Here is a 23,031-nt window from a genome sequence, read left to right on the forward strand (position 1 = left end):
AAAACCTATTCAAGTTTAGGTTTGGCTGATTTCTCTAAGCGTATGACGGTACAAGAGTTAACGGCTGATGGCTTGAAAGGCCTAGCGCCAACGGTAGTCACAATGGCGGAAGCCGAAGGTTTGGATGCGCACAAACGTGCTGTGACCATACGAGTTGAAAAATTAAATCGATTTGAACAGCTAAATAAAGCGAAATAAGGGTAGGGCATGGAAAAGTTAGCAAGAAAACAAGTTCAGGCTCTTACACCTTACTTGTCTGCAAGACGCATTGGTGGCAGCGGAGATGTGTGGCTAAACGCTAACGAGTCTCCGTTTGATAACGAGTACAACCTAAACTTGTCTCGTCTTAATCGCTACAGCGAGTGCCAGCCTAAAGAGCTGATCGATGCTTACGCTCAATATGCAGGCGTGAAATCAGAGCAAACGCTGACCACTCGTGGCGCTGACGAAGGTATCGAACTTTTGATTCGAGCTTTCTGCGAGCCGAACGAAGATTCGATTCTGTACTGCCCTCCGACTTACGGTATGTATGCCATCAGTGCCGAGACGATTGGTGTTGAGCGCAAGGTTGTGCCTCTGACGGCTGAATGGCAATTGGATCTTCCTGCTATTGAAGCTCAACTAGACAACGTGAAAGTAGTGTTTGTTTGTAGCCCAAACAACCCAACGGGTAACTTGGTTGATCGCAAAGACATCATCAAACTGCTTGAAATGACGCAAGACAAAGCGATTGTGGTGATGGATGAAGCGTATATCGATTTTTGTCCAGAAGCATCAACCGTTGATTTGCTGGAGCAATATCCAAACCTAGCGATTCTGCGCACTTTGTCGAAGGCCTTTGCTTTGGCGGGCTTACGTTGTGGCTTTACGCTAGCGAACAAAGCGCTTATCGATGTACTGTTGAAAGTGATTGCGCCTTACCCAGTTCCAATTCCAGTTGCTGATATTGCCGTTCAAGCGCTTTCTGAACAAGGGCTTGCGCGAGCGAAGTTCCAAGTTCTGGATTTAAGTGCTAACCGAGCGTATTTGCAAGCGGGTCTATTAGGCATGCCTCAAGTGACGGTTTTTGATGGCTGGGGTAACTACTTACTGGTGAAATTCCCGAACGGCGATGAGTTATTTAAAGCGGCTTGGGATACGGGTATTATTTTGCGTAATTCACCTATTGAAGACTGTGTTCGCATTAGTATTGGTAACCGAGAAGAGTGCGAAAAGACACTTGGATTCATTCGTAACTTTTTTCAGTAACGAAAGGCTTACCATTAATAACATTTGTCAGTCTGAGTTGATTAAAAACAGACTGGCAAATGAAACCAATATTTTGGGTTAGCGTTTGATTTTAGCTAGGCCAGCAGATTTAAAATTAAAAGGAAGTTCAAGTGAGTAAACAACAGAAAATACTTTTTATAGACCGTGATGGCACCTTAATTGTTGAGCCGCCAGTCGACTTTCAAGTAGACCGTTTAGACAAACTAAAATTCGAACCGCTAGTGATCCCTAGCCTACTGGCATTGCAAGATGCGGGTTACCGTTTAGTGATGGTGACTAACCAAGATGGTCTAGGTACAGATAGCTACCCACAAGAAGAGTTCGATGCGCCACACAATATGATGATGGAGTTCTTTGAGTCTCAAGGTGTTAAGTTTGACGATGTGCTTATTTGCCCTCACTTTGACGAAGACAACTGCTCTTGCCGTAAGCCTAAACTGGGTATGGTTAAAGAATACCTACAAGGCGGCAAAGTCGACTTCCAACATTCTGTTGTCATTGGCGATCGAATGACGGATCTTCAACTTGCAGAAAACATGGCAATCCGCGGCATTCAATATGGCCCGGATGCAGAAACGGAAAGCACACTCAACTGGCCACAGATCGTTAAAGATTTAACGGTTAATGCTCGTGTTGCTGAAGTGGTTCGTACAACGAAAGAAACTGACATCAAGGTAGCCGTAAACCTCGATGAAACCGGTGGTAACAAGATCGATACTGGCATGGGTTTCTTCGATCACATGCTTGATCAAATCGCGACACACGGCGGTTTCCAAATGAACCTGACTGTGAAGGGCGACCTACACATTGATGATCACCACACAATCGAAGACACCGCTCTCGCTTTAGGCCAAGCACTTAAAGATGCATTAGGCGATAAACGTGGTATCGGCCGTTTCGGTTTCAGCCTGCCTATGGATGAGTGCTTAGCTCAGTGTGCTCTAGACCTATCTGGTCGTCCGTACCTAAAATTTGATGCTAAGTTTAGCCGCGAGCAAGTGGGTGACCTTTCTACGGAGATGGTGGTTCACTTCTTCCGCTCTTTAACCGATACACTGGCTTGTACATTGCACCTTTCTTCAGCTGGTAATAATGATCACCACATTATTGAGAGCCTGTTCAAAGCGTTTGGTCGTACTCTTCGTCAAGCAATCAAAGTTGAAGGTAATGAGTTACCAAGCAGCAAAGGCGTTCTGTAAGGCTAACGTTAGCAAGGAAAAACAATGAAAGATCAAAAAGTCGTTATTATTGATACTGGTTGTGCCAACGTTTCCTCAGTGAAGTTTGCGATTGAACGTCTGGGCTACGCAGTTGAAATTTCGAAAGAACCAAAAGTTGTTCTAGCTGCGGACAAGCTGTTCCTGCCAGGAGTAGGTACAGCAAGTGAGGCAATGAAGAACCTGCAAGAGCGTGACCTTGTTAGCCTTGTGAAACAAGTAGAGAAGCCTCTGCTGGGTATCTGTTTAGGTATGCAACTGTTAGGCAAACTGTCTCAAGAGAAAGGCCAAAAAGCTGACGAGTTAGTTGAATGCCTAGGATTGTGTGATGGCGAAGTTCGTTTACTTGAAACGGGTGATTTGCCATTACCACACATGGGTTGGAACACAGTAACCGCGACACCTAACCACCCTCTATTCAAAGATATTGAAGAGGGCGAGTACTTCTACTTTGTACACAGCTTCGCAATGCCAGTGGGTGACTACACAATCGCACAATGTGATTACGGCAATCCGTTTACTGCCGCAGTGCAAAGTGGCAATTATTATGGTGTTCAATTCCACCCAGAGCGATCTTCGAAAGCTGGCTCTAAGCTGATTCAGAACTTCTTGGAATTGTAATAAGGATTAGGCAGCGGCTACCGTTGCCAGATAAGGAATGTAAATGATTATTCCCGCGTTAGATTTAATTGAAGGCCAAGTTGTTCGCTTATTTCAGGGGGACTACGGGCAAGTAACAGAATACAAAGTCGATCCAGCAGAGCAGTTCAACCTGTATCACCAAGCTGGCGCTGGCTGGCTTCACCTTGTTGACTTAACAGGTGCAAAAGACACAACGGCTCGTCAGTTAGACTTGATTGCTAAGCTACTGGCTAGCACGCCTGCGAACATCCAGATTGGTGGTGGCGTGCGTAACGAACAAGATGTTGTTGATCTACTAGAAGCTGGCGCACAGCGCGTTGTGATTGGTTCTACAGCAGTTAAGCAACCTGAGTTGGTTAAAGGTTGGATGGAAAAGTACGGCGCGGAAAAAATCGTGCTGGCTCTGGACATCAACATTGACGAAAGCGGCACACGTAAAGTGGCGATTTCAGGTTGGCAAGAAGATTCAGGCGTGACCATTGAAGCGCTAATTGAAGATTACCTCACGGTTGGCCTTAAACACGTTCTGTGTACAGATATTTCACGTGATGGCACGCTAGAAGGGTCAAACGTAGAGCTCTATGTTGATCTCTGTAAACAGTACCCACAGGTGCAATTCCAGTCATCGGGTGGCATTGGCAGCCTAGCTGATATCGAAGCACTGAAAGGCAGCGGCGTTGCGGGTGTGATTGTTGGTCGTGCACTGCTTGATGGCAAGTTCACCGCAGAGGAGGCATTTGCATGTTGGCAAAGCGAATAATCCCTTGTTTGGATGTCCGTGATGGGCAAGTGGTTAAGGGCGTTCAATTCCGTAATCACGAAATTATTGGTGACATCGTTCCGCTAGCACAACGCTACGCAGAAGAGGGCGCTGATGAATTAGTATTTTACGATATTACCGCATCAAGTGATGGCCGTGTGGTCGATAAAAGCTGGGTGAAACGCGTAGCAGAAGTGATTGATATTCCTTTCTGTGTGGCTGGTGGTATTAAGTCTGCGGAAGATGCAGCACGCATTCTTGAGTTTGGTGCAGATAAAGTATCCATCAACTCGCCTGCATTGGCTAACCCACAGCTAATCACTGACCTAGCTGATAAGTTCGGCGTACAGTGTATCGTTGTCGGTATCGATTCATACTTCGATAAAGAGACGGGTAAATATCAGGTTTACCAATTCACAGGCGATGAAGCGCGTACCAAAGCAACCAAGTGGGAAACCAAAGATTGGGTGCAGGAAGTACAGAAACGTGGTGCAGGTGAGATTGTGTTGAACATGATGAACCAAGATGGCGTTCGCAACGGCTATGATATCGACCAGTTAAACATGGTACGTTCAGTGTGTAATGTACCCCTGATTGCATCAGGTGGCGCAGGTGCGATGGAGCACTTTGCTGAAGCCTATAAAAAAACCAACGTGGACGGAGCACTTGCGGCTTCGGTATTCCACAAGCAAGTCATCAATATTGGTGAACTTAAACAGTATTTGAAACAACAAGATGTAGAGGTGCGACTATGAGTTTTGAACCCGTAAGCTTATCAAAAACAGAAGTAGGCGCATTGTCAGAGCGTATTGATTGGGAAAAAGTAGATGGCTTAGTGCCGGCTATTGTTCAAGATTACCAATCGAGCCAAGTGCTGATGATGGGATACATGAACCCAGCAGCGCTCGAGAAAACAGGTGAAACTGGCCAAGTGACGTTTTTCTCTCGCACTAAAGAGCGCCTTTGGACCAAAGGTGAAACGTCGGGTAACGTATTGCAACTGCAAAACATGTCATTGGATTGTGACAACGACACCTTGCTGGTTAAGGTTAATCCCATTGGCCCAACGTGCCACACAGGTACAACAACGTGTTGGGATGGAGACAAGCAAGAAGAGTCTCAGATGGTGTGGCTTCATCAGCTTGAGCAGCTACTGGCTGCCCGCAAGGACGCAGACCCTGAGTCTTCTTATACTGCCAGTCTATATGCCCGTGGCACCAAGCGTATTTCGCAAAAAGTGGGCGAAGAAGGCGTTGAAGTCGCGCTTGCGGCGACGTCGGGCGATAAGGCGGAACTAGTGTGTGAATCAGCAGACTTGATTTATCACTTGATGGTTCTTTTACAAGACCAAGGCTTATCGATGAACGATGTGGTGAACAAATTAAAAGAGCGCCATAAGTAAGCTCTTTTTAGATTAATCGAACTACGTAACAGATAGATAAAAGCCCCGTAAACAATTATGTTTACGGGGCTTTTTAGCTTTTTAGCTTTTTAGCTTTTTAATTTTCAAGATTTCAAGATTTCAAGATTTCTAAGCCCTGCGTCACTTTTCTAAACTCTGACTTTACGTCATTCCGAGGAGCCTAAGCGACATCAGGAATCTCTTTACTTAATCAAACATTTTAGCTTTTTGACTTACCCGCAGCACTTCTTATATTTCTTTCCGCTACCACAGATACATGGGTCATTGCGGCCGATTTTAAAGCTCTCAACCGTTTGGTTTAGACGCGGGTCAATCTCTGGCTCTGATTGTTCTTCTTGTTCATCTTCTTGCTCAGGGAAGGTGCCATCAATGTAATACCAAAAACCGTCTTCACGGACAAAGCGCGAACGTTCTTGCATACAGAACTGCTCAGCTCCGTCGTTGAAGTAAGCTTTAAACTCAACAAAGCCTTCGTTCTCATGTGAACCTGCGGCTGTACCGATGACCTCTAAACCCGCCCAATCACTATCTATGGATTCGGCAATACCTTCTCTCTGTGCTTCTGCATTACAAGTCGGGTGGTAAGTAGCAACCACATAATCAACCAAACCAAGTACATGTGCAGAATAACGAGAGCGCATTAATTGCTCGGGTGTTTCAACTGCACTGTGGTTAAGGTGTGCTGATTCGCAACATTGTTGGTAAGTATTTTTGCTACCGCATGGGCATAAAGACATAGTCAGATCCTGTAAAAAAAATGGCCTCTATTAAGAGGCCATATATGAATGCGTTGGAGTTTACCAAGAAACGATCGCTCACCAAAGCTTAGTTTCTATTGAAGCAGCAATGTGAAGTGAACTATTTCAACGAAGGTGATAACAGCTCTTGAGCCCAAGTAGTGGCTTCATCATAAGCTTGACCGAGTTCCGCTTCACTTAGCTTGAGAAGTTTACGGATGCGCGTTGCTTCGTCCCAGCGAGCTTGTTCATAGGCAATGACCATTGCCATAATGGCGCCTAAGACACCTTTTCGTTGAATCAGAGCTTGCTTGATCTCTTCATCGATTGGTACTGAGTCCAAGACTTGCTGTAACGGTTGGTCAAAGAGTGAATCAAGTAGAGAGAACATGCCGGTTAAAAAGGCTTGTCCGGGTTCTACCTTTACATTCATCTTTTCTACTAAGAGTTCACACTGACGAGCGCGCAGTACCGCTAAACCATAGAGTGAATCGGGTTTATCTTCTTTCGCAGAGGCAATTGCTACTAGTGAAACGAACTTACGCAGTTTTTGCTCGCCAAGGAAAATAAGCGCTTGGCGAAATGAACGAATGGTCGTTGCTGAGCCACCTGCGGAGTTTACATACGCAAGTACTTTATAAGAAAGCGTCACATCTAACGTAATTAAACGTTCTACTTCGCCAAAGTCGATAGGGTCGTGCGCAATCTCTTTTAACAGCTGAACAATCGTCAAGAACGCAGGGTTGAGAGCGCGAGTTTGAATCATTTCCGGCTTGCTGAAAAAATAACCTTGGAAGTAGGTGAAGCCTGCTCGATTTGCTTCTTGATATTCATCGTAAGTCTCGACCTTTTCTGCGAGGAACTTAATATCCAACCCTTTGAGAGAGTTCATGAACATCGAAGCTTTCGCGATTGAGATTAAACGGATATCAAACTTGATAATTGAAACGTACGGTAAAAAGCGCTTCCATGCTTTGCTTGGTACAAAGTCGTCTAACGCGATAGTGTAACCCGCGTCATAGATAGCTTTTATTGCTTCAAGTAGTTCGTCTGTTGGTTCGCAGTCTTCAAGAACCTCAACAACGAGGCTTTCTTTGGGGAACAGAGTCGGGACTAAGTTGATTAGGCTTGCATAAGGGAAGTTCACGAACCCCAATTTATCACCCAACGTATTATAGTGAGTTGATAAAAAGTGATCGGAAAGCAAACGGCTAGTAGCGAGCTCCGGCTCTACTTCAGGGAAAGTGTTCTTAGGACCATCCCTGAATAGCAACTCGTAACCTATGGTTTTCTTGTCTGTATCGAGTATTGGTTGACGCGCTACGTATGAATATTTCAACTTGGTACTGTGTTCTGTTTATTTCTGGTAGAGAGATAATAGCTAATTCAGTAGAAATTACCATACACTTTCTATGAAAGTCTGACCGATAATAATAATCAAAGTGAAAGTTTAATAGTGATGTTAAAAGCGGTTGCTAAACTCTCGATTCTGTAGTTCAAAACTTTGCGGAGTGAACAACAGCACTGAACCTTGCGTATACCAATCACCCAATACGATACGAGTTTTAGTACAATTATTAGCATTGAAGGTGTGAATGTCAGGGCGATGAGTATGGCCGTGGATCATAAGATCGACGCTGTTTCGTTCCATCACATCTTCCACTTCTTGTTGTGTCACATCCATGATGTCGAGAGATTTGGTCTGCTTGTCATCTTTGATGTCAGATTGAACCTTCGAGACAATTTTCTTCTTGATGAAAAATGGAATTCTGTTGAAGACCCATTGCAGCCATGGTTGATGCACTTTTTCGCGGAAGGCGAGGTATTTTACATCTTCGGTACACAGGGTATCACCATGCAACACCACCGCTTTTTGCCCGTAGATATCGATCGTTGATACTTCATCTAGAAGTTGCACACCCGTTTGCTTGGCAAATTTTTTACCAACTAAAAAGTCACGGTTACCTTGTGTGAAGTAGCAAGGTACGCCCGTTTTCACTAAGTCGATAAACGCTTGGCGGATAGAAGTCGCGAACTCACTCTTATCGTCGTCACCAATCCAGAATTCGAAAAGGTCGCCTAACACGTAAAGTGCATCCGCTTCTACGGCTTCTTTCTTCATAAAGGTTAAGAAGCAGTCAGTGATATCTTGTCGTGACGGAGTAAGGTGCAGGTCTGATATAAAATATGTTTTCATAGGTCTAAAAAAAGGGAGCGATTCGCTCCCTATATCCTGATTTTATCGGCTCATCAATTATTAATACTAACCGAAAGCAAGTGATTAAGCTTCGATTGTAGTACCAGTGATGATCACTTCTTCTAGAGGTACATCTTGGTGCATACCCATAGAACCAGTGCTAACACCTTTGATCTTGTTTACGATGTCCATGCCTTCAACAACTTCTGCGAATACACAGTAGCCCCAACCGTCTAGGCTTTCGCTACGGAAGTTTAGGAAAGAGTTGTCGTTAACGTTGATGAAGAACTGAGAGCTCGCTGAATGCGGTTCCATAGTACGAGCCATTGCTAGCGTACCAACTTTGTTCGCTAGGCCGTTGTTTGCTTCGTTCTTGATAGTTGCACGAGTTGTTTTTTCTTTAAGGCCAGAAGTCATACCGCCGCCTTGAACCATGAAACCATCGATAACACGGTGGAATAGCGTGTTATCGTAAAAACCGTCACGGCAATACTGTAGGAAGTTTGCGCTTGTTTCTGGTGCTTTTTCTTCGTTAAGTTGAACTTTGATGTCACCAAAATTTGTGTGAAGGATGATCATGATTGTTACCTTACTGTCTTTTTAATATGAAGTTCGAATTCTAGCGCATGTTGGCGGACTTTCAAATCACCAAATCATTAACTTAACTTGGTTGTTTGAGGTAATTACTGCTTTGGGGGATTACCTAATAACGCATGAATTGATATACTTGACCTCTTATTTTGATTAATACACAAATATAGATAGAGATCATGCTGAAAATTTATAACACACTCACAAGACAGAAAGAGGAATTCAAACCAATTACAGCTGGCAAAGTCGGCATGTATGTCTGTGGGGTAACCATATACGATCTCTGTCACATTGGTCATGGCCGCACGTTTGTTTCTTTCGATGTAGTAACTCGTTACCTTCGTTACCTTGGTTACGATTTGAACTTCGTTCGTAACATCACTGATATCGATGATAAAATCATCAAGCGCGCTAATGAAAACGGTGAGTCTTGTGATTCTCTGACTGAGCGCCTGATCGGGGAAATGCACGCGGACTTCGATGCATTGAACATGAAGCGCCCTGATGTTGAGCCTCGTGCGACTGAATTCATCACTGAAATCGTTGAGCTTGTTGAAAAGTTAATTGAGCGTGGTTTTGCTTATGTTGCAAGCAACGGCGACGTGATGTTCGAAGTTAAGAAATTTGACGAATACGGTAAGCTTTCCAAGCAAGACCTTGATCAGCTTCAAGCGGGTGCTCGTGTTGATGTTGATTCTGCAAAACGTAGCCCGTTAGATTTCGTTCTTTGGAAGATGTCTAAGCCAGGTGAACCTACGTGGGAATCACCATGGGGTCCAGGTCGTCCGGGTTGGCACATCGAGTGTTCAGCAATGAACTCTTCTATTCTTGGCAATCACTTCGATATCCACGGTGGCGGTTCAGATCTACAGTTCCCGCACCACGAGAACGAAATCGCACAATCTTGCTGCGCACACGGCACCCAGTATGTGAATACTTGGATGCACAGTGGCATGGTGATGGTAGACAGAGAAAAAATGTCTAAGTCACTGGGTAACTTCTTCACGATCCGTGACGTACTTCAGCATTACGATGCAGAAACAGTACGTTACTTCCTAATGTCTGGTCACTACCGTAGCCAACTGAACTACAGTGAAGATAACCTAACCCAAGCTCGTGCATCACTTGAGCGTCTCTACACATCACTTCGTGGCCTAGACGTTACAGCAGCTCCGGCTGGTGGTGAAGAGTACGTGACTCGTTTCTCTACAGCGATGAACGATGATTTCAACACTCCAGAAGCTTATTCAGTACTGTTTGAAATGGCTCGTGAAATCAACCGCATCAAAACTGAAAGCGTCGAAAAAGCAAGTGCACTAGGTGCATTGATGCGTGAACTGGCAGACATCATCGGTATTCTTCATCAAGACCCAGAGGCTTTCTTGCAAGGTGATGCGGCAGGCAACGATGACGAAGTGGCTGAAATCGAAGCGTTGATCAAACTGCGTAACGACTCTCGTGCTTCGAAAGATTGGGCGAATGCTGACCTTGCACGTGACAAGCTAAACGAGTTGGGTATTGTTCTGGAAGATGGTCCAGAAGGTACGACTTGGCGTCGTAAGTAAATATTATAAAAAGGGCTGATTTTCAGCCCTTTTTTCTAGCAAAAATTCTCTAATATCACCTTTTTATCTTCAACTTTTAATTAACAGGAATATTTCTGTGGCTCAGATGTATTTTTATTACTCGGCAATGAATGCGGGTAAATCAACAACACTTCTTCAGTCTTCATTCAACTACCAAGAGCGTGGCATGACGCCAGTGATCTTTACGGCTGCATTGGATGATCGTTATGGTATCGGTAAAGTTAGCTCTCGAATTGGTTTGCAATCTGAAGCTCAACTTTTTAAAAATGACACCAATATGTTTGACGCTATCCAAAAACTCAATGAAGAAGAAAAGCGTCATTGTGTTTTGATTGATGAGTGTCAGTTCTTGTCGAAAGAGCAGGTGTACCAGTTAACAGAAGTGGTCGATAAACTGCATATCCCTGTACTTTGCTATGGTTTACGTACCGATTTCTTGGGTGAACTGTTTGAAGGTAGTCGTTACTTATTATCTTGGGCAGATAAACTGGTTGAGCTTAAAACCATTTGTCACTGTGGCCGTAAAGCTAATATGGTGATCCGTACCGACGAGCACGGTGTGGCGATTGCTGAAGGTGACCAAGTGGCTATTGGCGGTAATGATCAGTATGTTTCTGCTTGCCGTCTCCACTATAAAGAAGCGTTAGGTAAATAAACCGATCTCATAGTTCAGCTTGCTAAAACGAAAAACGGTGACCAAGTGTCACCGTTTTTGTTTATTGAGCCTGTGTTTTTACTTTATTCCAAGTCACGCCTTTGATTTATTCGAAATGAAGCTTTTGATTTATTCGAAGCCGAGCTGCTTCAATGCTTGATAGGCATGATCAACGTCATCGGGGATTGGCATCTCAATTTGAAAGCCTTGGGCTGGGTAGAATTTGATTCGTTCATAATCAGCAATCAATGCGCCCAACACCATGTCTAACGGCAACTCTTCGTTAAAGTAATCATCCCAATTTTGCCATTGTGAAGTCACGGTTATTTCTACACTCTCTTCAGGCCATTGTTTACTAAACGTGGCGTAGGTACGTTTCTCCATAAAGGGCTTCTGTACTAAGGTCAGTCTTTTCGGTGACAGCCCACGCTCAATAAGCAATTTGTGGGTGAATCGTACATTTTCTCCTGTGTTTGTTGCGTGTTTCTCTATGATAATGTCAGAGTCTGGCACGCCAGCATCTCGTGCAATAGAAGCGAAAGTTTCGGCTTCTGAACGTTCAAAGCTTCCTTCTGTAAAACGTCCCACACCCCCAGAAAATACGATATAAGGCGCCACACCTTGGTGATAGAGCTCAGCTGCGTATTCAGCAACGCGAGTGTCATTACTGCACAACACAAAGATGCAATCTGAAGGCGTAACCTTGTGACCCATAGACATGAAGTTCCAAAGGGTGTCGATCGAACGATGTAGCTTAATCCTTGAGTTATTTGCAGGTTGCTTAGCTATGTCTTGGTTAGCTATGTCTTGGTTAGCTATGGATTGATTAGTCATAAAGAGCGTCCAGCGTGGAATCGAATTTAAACGAGTAACCTAAGTCGAGAATCTTCTTCGAAGAGATCAGCTTGTCTGGTGTATCGACCACGAGGGGCAGTGGCTCACTGCTGTTGGCGCTTTTCAGTGCAGCGGCATAAAATTCCGCCTTACTCACTGTGTTTGGGGTCGTAACATTAACCACTTCGTTGTGCAGTTGGTTGATAGCGAAGTTGACCGCGCCAATCGCGTCGTCAAGATGAAGCATGTTGGCAGGAGCTTGAGTGCTGACCTGTTTCAATTTGCTTGCAAACCTAGAGGGGTGGCGGCTAGGGCCGATTAACCCACTGAAGCGAAGGATGGTGTAGTCGATACCGGAATCAATGATGCACTGTTCTGCTTGTAGCATGACTCGTGCATTGTCTGAAAATGAGTTGGCCTGTTCATCACTTAACGTAGAAATCGCTAATGAGGCATCTTGCTCGTATAAGATCCCTGGCTTGGTCGGGTAGACCGTAGTCGAGCTAACCATGATCAGCTTTTTGACATTGGCTTTCTGACAAGCTTTGGTTAGCTGTTGCCAGTATTCAGCATATTCTTGTCCCGCACCTTTTCTAAAGCCGGGAGGGAAGCTACCAATGACGATCTCTGCATTATTTTCGAGTAACAGTGAATAGAGTTGCCCGATAGTATGCTCAGGCTCCGATGAGTCAAAGCTGAAAACTTCACATGGGATACGTTTGTTACCAATGGTGTCTGCACCCGCTCGGGTCGTTTTTGTGACCACCACTTGGTTACCGTGTTTTTCTAGATGCTTAGATAAAGGTGCACCGACCCAGCCTGCACCAACAATAAATATAGAAGCCATGTGTTCCTCACAACTGCAGATGACGAATTTACATTAAGCCTAACAAACCTTTGGCCAAAAATGAAAAAACTCCACGGCCGAAGCGAGTGGAGTTTTTACTAGAACAATGGAGCTTTAGTTTAGTACGCGAAGTAGTTTGTCTGCGCGCTCTGCCATCTGTATACCTTCATCTGTTAGGTAACCGCCGTCTGGCTGAGTACAAAGGTTCTTTTCGAATAGGCGCTTAACAGCGTCTTGAGTTTCTTGAGCTGCTTCTTGATGAACTTTAATTCCAGTAGCGGCACTACTTACATCAAATTGAAGAAGGAGGTTTAAATCAGCAATGTTTTCAGCGTTGTACTTCATAATTAACCTATATATTCATAACGTTCTCTACCTTCACCTTAGTGCGCATTCACGGCTCAGGCAATAGCAAATAAAGAGAATTGATAAGTGATACCAAATTGATTGATTAATCATCGAGTGATGGGTTTATTTTAGTTATATTGGGTGATTTGCACCCACTTAAATCATCAGTGATGTTTATTGCTAAGTGGTTGTAATATATTGTGACTAGAAATAATTTGCATTGAGCGAATATTGTATAAAAAGGATATGCATAAGTGAGAGCGAACAAAGTAGCATTAATGATCAGTATGCTATTTGCTATCGCAGGGTGTCAGAGTACACCTTCAGAGCAGACAGACGCGAACCAAACCACAAACAACAATAACGAATCTACAATCGAGGTTCGTTCATTTCAGTCTGTCCAAAGCGTCTACTCCGAATGGGAGGCTAAGCTTGAAGACCACGCTCAGTTGTCTCTCTATGCTCCAGAGAATTACAATGAACTATTAGACGCTTGGGACGACGCTGAAAGCATTTATGCGGATTTACTGAAAGACGAAACTCGGCTCACCAAGAGTTATTCAATTTTTTCGAGCCTGACTTACGCTGAAGCTTTTGATGAAAAAATTGCGTTGATCAAATCAAATTATGACTCGATATTAGTGCTAAAGAAGAAGGCTGACCGAGTACTAGCGGATTCGATTGTGCAAATGGATTACCTCAAGTTCCTTGGCGCAGATACCATGTTTACCTCGAGCTACAAACGCTTGTATTCAGAATACAGCGAGTTGTTTGAGTATGTGCTGGTCGATGAGCTTGAAGACGCTCAAGAAGCACAGGTGGAGTTTCTTAATAATGCTCGCTTATTAGAAGTTAAAGTGGCACATAAGAAATACATCGAACCATTGAAGGACGAGTTAGAGTTCTTGGAAGATGAAGATTTTGATGACGTTGCTCCACTGACGTTTGCTAAAGCAGCATCTCAAATTGCTTTGGCAGAAAGCCAAGTAAAAGCCAGTCCCCGTGAAAAGTCGATCATTGAAGATGCGGTGCACGCTGCGGAGTTTGAGTTGAACCACGTGCGCAGTGTCGCTCATGAAGTAAAAGTGCTCGCGAGTGTAAAAGGTGACAAGTTCGAACAATCGGTTTTGAATGCAGAGAATCAGTTGCTGAGCATTTCACAAGTGGTTAATGATGAAGATTACCGAGATGTTGGGTTGCGTCAGCAATCTCAGAAGATTATAGCGAGTGTGAAAGCGTTAAAAAGCTTAGATATGACAGCGTCATTAAAGTCAGAAATTGAAACTTTGACTGAACAACTCGCTAAGCTAGAGAGTGATAATCAGAAGCAGGCGCAACAATTGTCTGAGGCGACTAAGCATAGCAATCTTCTAGATGAGCAGATTACCAAGAGTGATGCGCATATTAAGAGTTTAGAAGAGCTAGTGGACAGCTTGAGGAACCTAGGTGGTAAAGTTGCCAATGAAAGTGATTCTGATGTAATCCCTTTGAGTCCAGAGTCGAATCTAGAGGGCTCTGCTTTAGAACAATCATCAGAAGAAGTGATTGAACCTTCGGTTTAGCATCACTAATTTCTGTATTTGTGATTCAGTTAAAAGCGCCTAAGGGCGCTTTTTTACGTTCTGTTGATCTATATCAAAATCTAGAGGCAACAGCGATCTGTGAGTCATTATAGTGTACGTTATTCCTTTGCTTTCGTTCGTAACTTATTGATATTTATAAGTGTGCCATTTTTTAAGTTGATGACCTTTCATTCAGCATAGTTTTCTTTTTACTACTAAAGTTGTATGAATTTTGAATAACTTGGGCTATTTCCTTTCCACAAGGTTGTGGGAGGTATTTTGAGTCCCAAATAGCTCTTGAATTCAGAAATGAAAGAGAGGATTATCTCGCTCCCGACAACATGTTTCAAAATGTAAATCATCATGAATCTGAACCAATTTGACTCATTATTACCGCCACAAATGGCTGAGCGCGCTGCAGATATTGGCGTAGGTAAAGCAACCAAAGATCCAACCAAATCTTTTCTCCTAGCGATTTCAGCTGGCATACATATCGGTATTGCGTTTGTGTTCTACACAATTGTAACCACTGGCGCTGGTGATTTACCTTGGGGTATTACTCGCGTCCTAGGTGGCCTTGCATTTAGCTTGGGCTTAATCCTCGTTGTTGTTACTGGCGGTGAACTGTTTACCAGTTCGGTGCTTACTCTTGTTGCTCGCGCAAGTGGCAAGATTACCTGGGGAACCCTAGTAAAGAACTGGGCGACCGTTTATATCGGTAACCTTATTGGTGCTTTATTGCTAGTGGCATGCATGCTTCTGACTAAACAGTACATGTTCGACCATGGGCAAGTGGGTTTGAATGCGATGGCCATTTCTCAGCACAAAATGCACCATGGTTTTATCCAAGCTATCGCGCTTGGCATCATGTGTAACGTATTGGTTTGTATCGCGGTATGGATGACGTTTAGTGGACGAACACTGACTGACAAAATTGCAGTACTGATTTTACCTGTCGCGATGTTTGTATCATCGGGCTTTGAGCACTGTATTGCGAATATGTTCCAAGTCCCTTTAGCTATCGGTATCAAAACATTTGCTCCAGCTGAATTCTGGACAATGACAGGGGCTAATCCGGCAGACTATGTTGACCTAAACATGATGGACTTTCTGATGAACAACTTGCTGCCCGTTACTATCGGTAACATCATCGGCGGCGGTATCTTTGTTGGCATGTGGTATTGGTTGATTTATTTACGCGATTAATAAAGATGGCGGATCAACAAAGCTTGCGTGACTAGCTCAGTGACAAGATTAGTTAAAGCTCAGAGTGGAAACATTGAACTGACTTATGACATTTACAAGACGGCCTGCATTGCAGGCCGTTTTTTATTTGTGGAAAACTTACTCGTTGATTTCTTAAATTATCATCTGAACGCTTAACAAGGCAGTTCTGCACGTGTGTATATGTCTTTGAAATCACCCAAGGATCAATGGCAATGATCTTTGCTCGAGCCGAAATGGACAAAAAAGGATCTATATTGATTTGGTTATCCACAATTTCTGTGGATAACCTGTATCAAATTCAGTGAGTAACCAGATCTAAGAGGAGTCGGGAGGTTATTTTGAAGGCTGTATTTGAGCGAGAACTCGCCCTTCTTTGGTCAGAGAAGTCTTTAACGATAGGTGAAGTGCAAGCGCTAAGGAGCAGCTCATCATCACGAAAATAGCCAACATGATCATCAGTTGATACTTAATCGCGATCATTGGTGAAGCACCCCCTAAGATTTGTCCTGTCATCATTCCTGGTAGCGTTACCAAGCCTGTGGTTGCCATTGAGGCCATAATAGGAGACATCGCTTTCTGTATAGCATTACGCACAAAAGGCGCAGCAGCATAGGAAGGAGAGGCACCTAAAGCGATAGCCGCTTCGTACTCTGATTTCTGCGTTTCAAAAGCACCGAACAAGTTCTGCAATGCCACGATGTTACTGCTTAAGCTATTACCTAACAGCATCCCTGCAATAGGGATTAAGTACTGCGCGTTAAAAACCGGTGTTGGTTTAATGATGAATAAGCAGATAAACAAGACAATGGGTACACAGGTTACCGCTAGGCTCACTGCGACTGGGACTAACAAGAGGTTTCGGGGTAACTTGGACTTTTCAACAATCGAGCTTGCCCCAACGATAATCATCGTAAATAACCACAGTAAATTGACCCACAAGCTATTCAAAGTGAACAGGTATTCTAGGTAGAGGCCAACCAGAAATAGCTGAACAGTCATGCGAATGATGCTGATAGAAGCCTCTTTGCCAAGGCCAAGTTTTAGCTTGTGGTTGATTACAATTGGCAGCAAGAGAAGTGAACTGAAAAACAATAATTGCCACCAAGATATATCAATAACGTCTTGCATAATGCTTCCTTTTAATAAGGCTTCTATCATATCTGAAAGTGCCAAATGATGCATTTCAACTGCAAAGTCATCGATTCGAAAAACGATCAATTATTTAACAAACAAAACACAAAATAGTGGTTGTTTGAGGCTTTTTTGGCTACTACTTAGTAGGTAAAAAGTTAAAATCGGTTGTCAAATAGTTGCGCGGGTGTTGGTTTTTAACATTTGTGAAATATACTTAATTCTTCACATTTGTTAATACTTTTTAATAAGTTTGTTTAACTGAAAACAAGTTTGGATGACCTCAAAAAAGTATTGATTAGCAAGGGTTATAACAGGAGATTTGATTGAACCCTACTTTGTGTATGGTCTAAAATTTGTTGTTAGATACTCAAGAACTTTAGCTCCTTAGAATGAGCTACTCGAAATTACTAAATACAAAATAGGCAAAATGTATGAGTGATGTTAATAAAATTGAAACTGGCGAAAAACGCTCGTTGGAGTGGAAGTCATTCCTCTTCATCGCAGTGGTTCTCTTTCCAATATTAAGTGTGGCTTTTGTAGGAGGCTACGGCTTTCTAGTTTGGGCACTGCAAGTGTTTGTATTAGGTCCTCCAGGTGCACACGGCGGCATGTAATGCCCTCTTGCTATCACATTTTTATTAGAACTAATTTTTAAGAGAGCTAAACATGAAATCATTTTTAGTTAAATTATGGCGCACAATGACTCGCCCAGCAGTACACATCAGTCTTGGTGTACTAACCATGGGTGGCTTTATCGCCGGTGTTATTTTCTGGGGCGGTTTTAATACAGCGCTAGAACATACAAATACAGAAGAGTTCTGTGTAAGCTGTCACACCATGCGTGACAACGTATACGTAGAACTACAAGAAACGGTTCACTGGAAAAACACTTCTGGTGTACGTGCTACTTGTCCTGACTGTCACGTTCCACATGAATGGACAGCAAAAATTGCTCGTAAGATGCAAGCATCTAAAGAAGTCTTCGCTCAAGTATTTGGTGACCTAGATACACCTGAGAAATTCGAAGCTCGTCGTATCGAACTGGCTAAACACGAATGGGATCGTTTCTCTTCGAACAAATCTCTAGAGTGTAAAAACTGCCACAACTACGATTCAATGGATTTCGAAAACATGCGCCCAACAGCGCGTATCCAGATGAAGAACGCGGCAGAGCGTGATCAAAGCTGTGTTGACTGTCACAAAGGTATTGCTCACAACCTTCCATTAGATATGGCATCAGCGAGCGGTATTGTTGGCGAGCTAGAAAATGTAGCAAGCAGCACATCTTACGCAAATGGTTCTGACGTGATCTCTATTCGTCACCTACCAATGTACACAGATGAAACAGCAACAGTTGAAGCGGGTCTATTAAGCCCTGCAAGTAAAGTTGCGGTTATCGACGAAAAAGGCGACATGATCAAGATTCAAATCGACGGTTGGCGTAAAGCGAAAGGCTTCGGACGTGTAATCCAAGAAGACTTCGGTATGAACATCTCGACTGCAATCTTGACGAAAGAAGTATCTCAAAGTGACGTTATCACTGTTGGTGAGAAGAAAGAAGATGAGCTTACTGGCCTTCCATGGGAAGAAGTTAACCTAGCACTTTGGATGAAGAAAGAGTCTATGGTTGATAACTTCGATCCAATCTGGAACGCAGCAGGTCAAGCGTACCAATCTAACTGTTCAACGTGTCACTCACAGCCAGATGAAGCTCACTTCAGCGCTAACGGTTGGGTAGGCATGCTAGATGGTATGATTGCGTTCGTTAACTTCGATACAGATACAGAAGCACTTGTTCTTAAGTATCTACAGAAGCACTCATCAGATTTTTCTGAAGGCCATCACTAATAAGACGTCAATTGGAGTAACACAATGGCAATTACAAGAAGAAGTTTTCTGAAAGGTGTCGCTACTACAAGTGCGGCATCGGTTATCGGTCCAAGCTTATTGGCGTCGGCATCAGCGTCTGCTGCAGAAACAGACGGCGCGTGGAAAGTCTCTGGTTCTCACTGGGGTGCATTCCGAGCTCGCGTTTACGCGGGTAAAGTGCAAGAAATTAAACCTCTAGAAATCGATCAACACCCAACTGAGATGTTGAAAGGTATTAAAGGTATTATCTACAGCCCATCACGTGTGCGTTACCCTATGGTTCGCCTAGATTGGTTGAAGAAGCATAAATACAGCGCTGACACGCGTGGTAACAACCGCTTTATTCGTGTGACTTGGGATGAGGCACTAGACCTTGTTTACCGCGAACTAGAGCGCGTACAGAAAGATTACGGTCCATGGGCACTTCACACAGGTCAAACTGGTTGGAGACAAACGGGTCAGTTCCACAGCTGTACTAACCACATGCAACGTGCAATGGCACTTCACGGTTACTCTGTGAAGAAAATCGGTGACTACTCAACAGGTGCTGGTCAAACGATCATGCCTTACGTGCTAGGTTCGACTGAAGTTTACGCACAAGGTACATCTTGGGAACTTATCCTAGAAAACAGTGACAACATTGTTCTTTGGGGTAACGATCCAGTTAAAAACCTTCAAGTAGGTTGGACATGTGAGACTCACGAGTCGTTCGCATACCTAGAACAGCTGAAAGAGAAAGTTGCTAAGAAAGAGATCAACGTTGTTTCTGTTGACCCTGTTCAAAACAAAACAGGCCGTTACCTAGAAAACGAGCAGATGTACATCAACCCACAAACTGATGTGGCGTTCATGCTTGGTGTTGCTCACGTTCTTTACAACGAAGGCCTATACGACAAGAAGTTCATCGAAACTTACTGTCTAGGTTTTGAAGACTTCATCAAGTACGTTCAAGGTGAAACGAAAGATAAAGTTGAGAAGACACCAGAGTGGGCTTCGGCTATCTGTGGCGCAAGCGCGGACTCTATCCGTGAATTCGCTAAGATGCTGGTTAACGGTCGTACGCAGATTCTTGTTGGTTGGAGTATCCAACGTCAAGAGCACGGTGAACAGCCGTACTGGATGTGTGCAGTTATCGCAGCAATGGTTGGCCAAATTGGTCTTCCGGGCGGTGGTATCTCTTACGGTCACCACTACTCTGGTATCGGTGTATCTTCAACTGGCTTCGCTGCTCCGGGTTCTTTCCCGTTGAACATCGACCAAGGTCAATCACCTAAGCACACCAACACAGATTACAACGGTTACAGCCGCGTAATCCCTGTTGCTCGCTGGGTAGATAGCTTGCTAGAGCCAGGTAAGAAGATCAAAGCGAACGGTTCAACGGTGACACTGCCTGACATCAAGATGATGGTATTCAGTGGTAACAACCCGTGGCACCACCACCAAGATCGCAACAAGATGCGTAAAGCGTTCAAGAGTCTACAAACTGTAGTGGCTGTTGATTTCGCTTGGACTGCAACTTGTCGTCACTCTGATATCGTGCTTCCAGCATGTACTCAGTGGGAACGTAATGATATTGATGGCTACGGTGCGTACTCTGGCCGTGGTTTGATCGCAATGCACAAGCTAGTGGATCCTCTGTTCCAGTCTAAGACTGACTTCGAGATCATGTCTAGCCTAACTAAGCGTTGGGGTCGTTACGACGATTACACGCGTGGTATGGACGAAATGCAGTGGGTTAAATCTCTGTATGACGAATGTCGCGCGGAAAACGAAGGCAAGTTCGAAATGCCTGAGTTTGCTGAGTTCTGGGAAAAAGGTTTCCTAGACTTCGGTAAAGGTAAGCCATGGACTCGTCACGCTTCATTCCGTGAAGATCCAGAGATCAACGCACTAGGTACTCCTTCTGGTTTCATCGAAATCACAAGCCGTACAGTTGGTAACATGGGTTACGAGCACTGTCAAGAACACCCAATGTGGTTCGAGAAATCTGAACGTTCACATGGTGGTCCAGGCTCTGACAAACACCCGTACTGGCTACAATCTTGTCACCCAGACAAGCGTCTTCACTCTCAGATGTGTGAATCTGAAGAGTGGCGTGCGACTTACGCGGTACAAGGCCGTGAGCCTATCTACATCAACCCAGTCGATGCTAAGAAGAAAGGCATCAAAGATGGCGATGTAGTACGTGTGTTCAACGACCGTGGTCAACTACTAGCAGGTGCTGTTCTAATGGATAGCTACGCTCCTGGTGTTGTTCGTATCGAAGAAGGTGCTTGGTACGGCCCGATCAACGAGAAAGTGGGTGCGCTAGATACATACGGCGATCCAAACACACTCACTCAAGACATCGGTACGTCTGAACTTGCTCAAGCAACGTCAGCAAACACATGTTTGGTTAACTTCGAGAAGTTCCAAGGCAAACTGCCTCCAGTAACTTCATTCGGTGGTCCAATCGAAGTTTCTTAAGTCTTGTACTTAAGAACCAAGACTAAATCTTGAATTAAAGCCCCTGTAAGTACTCTTACAGGGGCTTTTTGTTTTTCTAGTACACGTGTTGGGATTTCTAACTAAGCTTTGTAATAGCGCCAAGAGGGGCGTTTTTGAGACAGGCTGTAACGTGCTGTTTGAGGTAGGCTGTAGAAACATAAAGCATTAGCATGAAGCCGGAAGGGAATGCACAAAGAACCTGTTTAAGGGCTTAGGCAGATGGAAACAAAAAGGCCGATACAAAGACCGACCTAATAGAAATCTATGGAGTAAAGCTAAAACCTTGAAGATAAACCTGGGCCTTGAATAAAAGTTTAAGCCTCGGATATAAACTAAAGCTTCAATTGTAAACCTAAGCTTCGAACGTAAGCCTAAAGTTCGAACGTAAGCCTAAAGTTCGAACATAAACCAGTAACCGTAGGCACAAATCAAAGCGGGAACACTGGAGTACAAGGTCGCGACAAGAGCGGCTTTCGGTGCCATCGCAATCGCAGGGAATAGCGCATCACCGTCATTCGAAATTGCGTTACCTACCTGAGCTGACAGTGGCAGTGCACCAGAAAGGTATAGGCTAGTGACCAGCAATTGCGGACCACACCCCGGTAGCAAGCCCATCAACACACCCGCCAGGGGGAGCATCATGCCCCAGCTTGAGAATAGCGTCGCAAAATCGACATTTGCTATCACAGAGCCAAATTCGAAGAAAAGAAAAGCAACCACCACCCATGCAGTAACGAAGTTAGTATCTTGAGCCGTTTTTTGTAGTGGATGAGAGCCTACACATTTCTCGTCTTCACTTACGGCTGATTTGTAATCTTCAATTTCACGGGTGAGACCCCATAGAAACATCGAGCTAATCAGCAAAATAGTGCCTGCCCATTCCATCGACATTTCGGGCAAAGCGAGCAACTCATTCACATCCACTTGAAAAGAACCAAGTAGGGCAACCGCAGCACCTGGAATAATGAGTACAGACCATAGATAACCTTGTAGGTTGATCGCTTTCTTAGAGACCGATTCTTTGTCTTGAGATTGAGATGCACAGCTGCTCACCGCTTCATTTTCATCTGCTTTTTTTGGGCGCAAGAAGTCGTCTGCGTGAAACAAGTTAATGATTCGACCTGACGCAGTTCCGACAATCACGCCCATCGCCATCATGGCTAAACCAGTCTTGGGTTCGCTTGCAATGAGCAGGAAGGCCGCATCACCCATGGTTGAGACCAGTACTGCAACAACGGCTCCAAATCCTAGCTTCCCAGAAATAAATTGCGTGGTAACCACTATCGCACCACCACAACCAGGCAATGCCCCCATCAGCGCTGCAAACACCACTTGGTTAGACCGAGACTGATGCACGAGCTTGTTGAAGACGTTATCTTTGTTGATATACAGGCTTAACCCGTGGTAAATCGCTAAGGTCAAAGCAACATAACAAGACACAGCCCAAAAGGCGTCTGACAAGGTCGTGACCGTCAATTCTCGCGTGGCAGGCGCCATAACTAAAGCTGCAAGTGAGATAGGTAAAAGCAGGCGCTTAAATGACAGTGAAAACTGAGTTGTTTTCGCAGCGCTACTGCTTGGCAAAAAAGAGATTAGTCGATCCATAGGTGTTACTCAAAATTAGTGGCTTAAGATAAATATATACG

General features: G+C 44.2%; 23 protein-coding genes. 14 read left to right on the plus strand and 9 right to left on the minus strand.

What is annotated here, in order from left to right:
- From NX845_RS00565 to hisIE, 7 genes are all read left to right on the plus strand, one after another.
- Positions 1 to 198, plus strand: a 198-nt coding sequence (locus NX845_RS00565) for a histidinol dehydrogenase (protein WP_260256403.1), incomplete at its 5' end; no start/stop codon positions are given.
- Positions 199 to 207: 9 nt separating this feature from the next.
- On the plus strand, positions 208 to 1,248 hold the full coding sequence (gene hisC / locus NX845_RS00570; RefSeq protein WP_017086080.1) for a histidinol-phosphate transaminase: 1,041 nt from the start codon (positions 208 to 210) through the stop codon (positions 1,246 to 1,248).
- A 131-nt stretch (positions 1,249 to 1,379) separates the two neighbouring features.
- Positions 1,380 to 2,468, plus strand: a complete 1,089-nt coding sequence (hisB, locus tag NX845_RS00575) for a bifunctional histidinol-phosphatase/imidazoleglycerol-phosphate dehydratase HisB (protein ID WP_065681206.1) — start codon at positions 1,380 to 1,382, stop codon at positions 2,466 to 2,468.
- Positions 2,469 to 2,492: 24 nt separating this feature from the next.
- On the plus strand, positions 2,493 to 3,107 hold the full coding sequence (gene hisH, locus NX845_RS00580; protein ID WP_004734575.1) for an imidazole glycerol phosphate synthase subunit HisH: 615 nt from the start codon (positions 2,493 to 2,495) through the stop codon (positions 3,105 to 3,107).
- 43 nt (positions 3,108 to 3,150) lie between these two features.
- Positions 3,151 to 3,888, plus strand: a complete 738-nt coding sequence (gene hisA, locus NX845_RS00585; RefSeq protein WP_065681207.1) for a 1-(5-phosphoribosyl)-5-[(5-phosphoribosylamino)methylideneamino]imidazole-4-carboxamide isomerase — start codon at positions 3,151 to 3,153, stop codon at positions 3,886 to 3,888.
- The gene (hisF, locus tag NX845_RS00590; protein WP_004734577.1) at positions 3,870 to 4,643 is read left to right on the plus strand and encodes an imidazole glycerol phosphate synthase subunit HisF; all 774 of its coding nucleotides are present in this window, start codon (positions 3,870 to 3,872) and stop codon (positions 4,641 to 4,643) included. The genes hisA and hisF overlap by 19 nt, the downstream gene beginning before the upstream one ends.
- Complete coding sequence (hisIE, locus tag NX845_RS00595) at positions 4,640 to 5,290, plus strand: bifunctional phosphoribosyl-AMP cyclohydrolase/phosphoribosyl-ATP diphosphatase HisIE (protein WP_017094419.1); 651 nt, start codon at positions 4,640 to 4,642, stop codon at positions 5,288 to 5,290. Before hisF ends, hisIE begins: the two co-directional genes overlap by 4 nt.
- Before the next feature lie 233 nt (positions 5,291 to 5,523).
- Here hisIE and NX845_RS00600 read toward each other — a convergent pair whose 3' ends face one another.
- The 4 genes from NX845_RS00600 to NX845_RS00615 form a co-directional block, all read right to left on the minus strand.
- Positions 5,524 to 6,048 carry a YchJ family protein gene (locus NX845_RS00600; protein WP_065681208.1) on the minus strand — a complete coding sequence of 175 codons (525 nt, stop codon included), beginning with the start codon at positions 6,046 to 6,048 and terminating at the stop codon, positions 5,524 to 5,526.
- A 121-nt stretch (positions 6,049 to 6,169) separates the two neighbouring features.
- The gene (locus tag NX845_RS00605) at positions 6,170 to 7,387 is read right to left on the minus strand and encodes an EAL and HDOD domain-containing protein (protein ID WP_004734580.1); all 1,218 of its coding nucleotides are present in this window, start codon (positions 7,385 to 7,387) and stop codon (positions 6,170 to 6,172) included.
- Positions 7,388 to 7,510: 123 nt separating this feature from the next.
- Entirely contained in the window at positions 7,511 to 8,245 is a 735-nt protein-coding gene (gene lpxH, locus NX845_RS00610; protein WP_065681209.1) for a UDP-2,3-diacylglucosamine diphosphatase, read from the minus strand.
- Between the two features lie 84 nt (positions 8,246 to 8,329).
- Positions 8,330 to 8,824, minus strand: a complete 495-nt coding sequence (locus tag NX845_RS00615; protein WP_004734582.1) for a peptidylprolyl isomerase — start codon at positions 8,822 to 8,824, stop codon at positions 8,330 to 8,332.
- A gap of 191 nt (positions 8,825 to 9,015) precedes the next feature.
- Between NX845_RS00615 and cysS the strand changes: the two genes are divergently transcribed.
- Both cysS and NX845_RS00625 read left to right on the plus strand, forming a co-directional pair.
- On the plus strand, positions 9,016 to 10,401 hold the full coding sequence (cysS, locus tag NX845_RS00620) for a cysteine--tRNA ligase (RefSeq protein ID WP_017078988.1): 1,386 nt from the start codon (positions 9,016 to 9,018) through the stop codon (positions 10,399 to 10,401).
- 97 nt (positions 10,402 to 10,498) lie between these two features.
- A complete protein-coding gene (locus NX845_RS00625) occupies positions 10,499 to 11,077 on the plus strand; it encodes a thymidine kinase (RefSeq protein WP_004734584.1) in 579 nt (192 codons plus the stop codon).
- A gap of 129 nt (positions 11,078 to 11,206) precedes the next feature.
- Here the strand turns inward: NX845_RS00625 and NX845_RS00630 are convergent, their stop codons facing one another.
- The 3 genes from NX845_RS00630 to NX845_RS00640 form a co-directional block, all read right to left on the minus strand.
- Positions 11,207 to 11,911, minus strand: coding sequence for a YdcF family protein (locus tag NX845_RS00630; protein ID WP_065681210.1), 705 nt, complete (start codon positions 11,909 to 11,911; stop codon positions 11,207 to 11,209).
- Positions 11,904 to 12,758 carry an NAD(P)H-binding protein gene (locus NX845_RS00635; protein WP_065681211.1) on the minus strand — a complete coding sequence of 285 codons (855 nt, stop codon included), beginning with the start codon at positions 12,756 to 12,758 and terminating at the stop codon, positions 11,904 to 11,906. Before NX845_RS00635 ends, NX845_RS00630 begins: the two co-directional genes overlap by 8 nt.
- A 114-nt stretch (positions 12,759 to 12,872) precedes the next feature.
- Positions 12,873 to 13,103: a TIGR02647 family protein gene (locus NX845_RS00640; RefSeq protein ID WP_004734587.1), complete on the minus strand. Its 231-nt coding sequence runs from the start codon at positions 13,101 to 13,103 to the stop codon at positions 12,873 to 12,875.
- Between the two features lie 257 nt (positions 13,104 to 13,360).
- Between NX845_RS00640 and NX845_RS00645 the strand changes: the two genes are divergently transcribed.
- Positions 13,361 to 14,668, plus strand: coding sequence for a hypothetical protein (locus tag NX845_RS00645; RefSeq protein WP_017078991.1), 1,308 nt, complete (start codon positions 13,361 to 13,363; stop codon positions 14,666 to 14,668).
- Between the two features lie 363 nt (positions 14,669 to 15,031).
- Positions 15,032 to 15,874: a formate transporter FocA gene (gene focA, locus NX845_RS00650; RefSeq protein WP_017078992.1), complete on the plus strand. Its 843-nt coding sequence runs from the start codon at positions 15,032 to 15,034 to the stop codon at positions 15,872 to 15,874.
- Between the two features lie 354 nt (positions 15,875 to 16,228).
- Here the strand turns inward: focA and NX845_RS00655 are convergent, their stop codons facing one another.
- On the minus strand, positions 16,229 to 17,023 hold the full coding sequence (locus tag NX845_RS00655; RefSeq protein WP_004734590.1) for an ABC transporter permease: 795 nt from the start codon (positions 17,021 to 17,023) through the stop codon (positions 16,229 to 16,231).
- Between the two features lie 437 nt (positions 17,024 to 17,460).
- Between NX845_RS00655 and torE the strand changes: the two genes are divergently transcribed.
- From torE to torA, 3 genes are read left to right on the plus strand one after another with little or no spacing between them, the layout of a single operon-like run.
- Positions 17,461 to 17,643: a trimethylamine N-oxide reductase system protein TorE gene (torE, locus tag NX845_RS00660; RefSeq protein WP_004734591.1), complete on the plus strand. Its 183-nt coding sequence runs from the start codon at positions 17,461 to 17,463 to the stop codon at positions 17,641 to 17,643.
- Between the two features lie 52 nt (positions 17,644 to 17,695).
- Positions 17,696 to 18,877: a pentaheme c-type cytochrome TorC gene (torC, locus tag NX845_RS00665; protein WP_004734592.1), complete on the plus strand. Its 1,182-nt coding sequence runs from the start codon at positions 17,696 to 17,698 to the stop codon at positions 18,875 to 18,877.
- Positions 18,878 to 18,901: 24 nt separating this feature from the next.
- Positions 18,902 to 21,364, plus strand: a complete 2,463-nt coding sequence (gene torA, locus NX845_RS00670) for a trimethylamine-N-oxide reductase TorA (RefSeq protein WP_004734593.1) — start codon at positions 18,902 to 18,904, stop codon at positions 21,362 to 21,364.
- Between the two features lie 411 nt (positions 21,365 to 21,775).
- On the opposite strand, the gene NX845_RS00675 is transcribed toward torA, so the two are convergent.
- On the minus strand, positions 21,776 to 22,990 hold the full coding sequence (locus NX845_RS00675) for a putative manganese transporter (RefSeq protein WP_065681212.1): 1,215 nt from the start codon (positions 22,988 to 22,990) through the stop codon (positions 21,776 to 21,778).
- Between the last annotated feature and the right edge of the window lie 41 nt (positions 22,991 to 23,031).

This window comes from Vibrio sp. NC2, assembly GCF_025195005.1.
Taxonomy (GTDB): Bacteria; Pseudomonadota; Gammaproteobacteria; order Enterobacterales; family Vibrionaceae; genus Vibrio; species Vibrio splendidus.